This is a genomic window from Streptomyces sp. SID9727, from assembly GCF_010550605.1.
Taxonomy (GTDB): Bacteria; Actinomycetota; Actinomycetes; order Streptomycetales; family Streptomycetaceae; genus Streptomyces.
Window position 1 is genome coordinate 1 of the sequence record NZ_JAAGNI010000024.1, and the last position, 1502, is coordinate 1502.

Annotated in this window: 1 protein-coding gene and 1 pseudogene; one reads left to right on the forward strand and one right to left on the reverse strand. The window is 74.8% G+C overall.

From position 1 onward, the window contains the following. A pseudogene (locus G3I41_RS01450) lies at positions 1–183 on the forward strand (hypothetical protein); the annotation flags it as partial. 16 nt (positions 184–199) lie between these two features. Here G3I41_RS01450 and G3I41_RS01455 read toward each other — a convergent pair. After that, the coding region (locus G3I41_RS01455) for an AAA family ATPase (RefSeq protein ID WP_164398469.1) at positions 200–1502 on the reverse strand (1303 nt) is incomplete at its 5' end.

Genomic DNA, 1502 nt, shown 5'->3' on the forward strand with positions numbered 1-1502 from the left:
CCCGGAGGCGCGCCGGACGGCGCGGTGACGCCGGAGCACCGGGTGACGCTGGCCGAGGTGGCGGCGGCGACGGAGGAGGCGGAACGGCGGCTGGGCGCGGTGGACGAGGCGCTGCGGCGGGTGCTGGCCGAGCGGGACGCCGGCGACCGGGGCGGGAAGTCCGTGGTGCACCGGACGCCGTGAGGGAGCGCCGCGCCCCTCAGTACGGCGGAGCAGGTACGTCCTCCGGGAGGAACCGGGTGAAGGCGCCCGCCCCGGAGTCCTCGCCGGCCCGGGCGAAGCGGGCGGCCAGGCGGGATTCCATGAGTTCCAGGAGTTTGCGGACGGTGCGGGCGTTGCCGAAGCCCTCCGGGTCGGCGCGGCGGGTCGCGGCCAGCCACTCCCCCGCGTGGCGCGGCACCTCGGGGTGCAGGGTGTAGCCCTGGGCCGCGGCCATCCGGCGCAGGATCTCCAGGAGGTCGTCGGGGCCGTAGTGCGGGAAGGGGACGCGCTCGGTGAAGCGGGACGGCAGGCCGGAGTTGGCGTTGAGGAAGGTGTCCATCTCGCGGGGGTAGCCGGCGACGATCACGGAGAGGCGGCCCCGCCACTGCTCCATCTCCAGGACCAGGGTGTCGATCGCCTCCTGCCCGTAGCCGCCGCGCACGTCGTGGGCCAGGCTGTACGCCTCGTCGATGAACAGCACCCCGTCCAGGGCGTCCTGCACCGCCTGGCGGACCAGTCGGGCGGTCTCGCCGAGGTAGGCGCCGACCAGGGTCGCCCGGCTCGCCTGCACCACGTGTCCCTTGCGCAGCAGGCCCAGGTCGCGGAAGAGGGTGCCGACGAGCCGGGCTACGGAGGTCTTGCCGGTCCCGGGCGGCCCGGTGAACACCAGGTGCGGGGGTGTCAGCTCGCCGGTGCCGTGGGCCCGGCGCAGGCGCTGCCGGTTGGCGAGGCCGGTCAGCACCTCGCGGACCGGGCCGAGGCCCACGTACGCGTCCAGCTCGGCGAGGAGCCGCGCGGGGTCGGGGGCCGGGCGGTCCAGGTGGTCGCGGTAGCGCTCGGGGATGTCGTCGGGGACGACGGGTTCGTCCACCCGGCGGCGTACCCGGTGGGACCAGCGGGTGAAGACGGCGTCGGCGAGGGTGCGCATGTCGCGGGCGTTGCCGAAGGACTCGTCGCGGGTGCGGTGCATCCCGGTGACGATCCGCAGGAGCTGGGACTCCGTCTCGGGGGTGGGCCGGGCCCCTCGCTCGCGGAGCCGGCCGAGGGCGATGGCGTGCAGGTCGGGCGGCGGGTAGTCGGGGAAACGCAGGACGTTGTCCTGGGCGTACCTGCTCCTCAGGCCGGGGTTGGCGGCCAGGAACTCGGTCATCTTGTCCGGGTACCCGGCGACGATCACGACGAGCCGGCCCCGGTCGTTCTCCATGCGGGTGAGCAGGGCCTGGATGGCCTCGTGGCCGAAGCCGTCGCGCTGGTCGCTCAGTTCGTACGCCTCGTCGATGAACAGCACCCCGTCCAGGGCG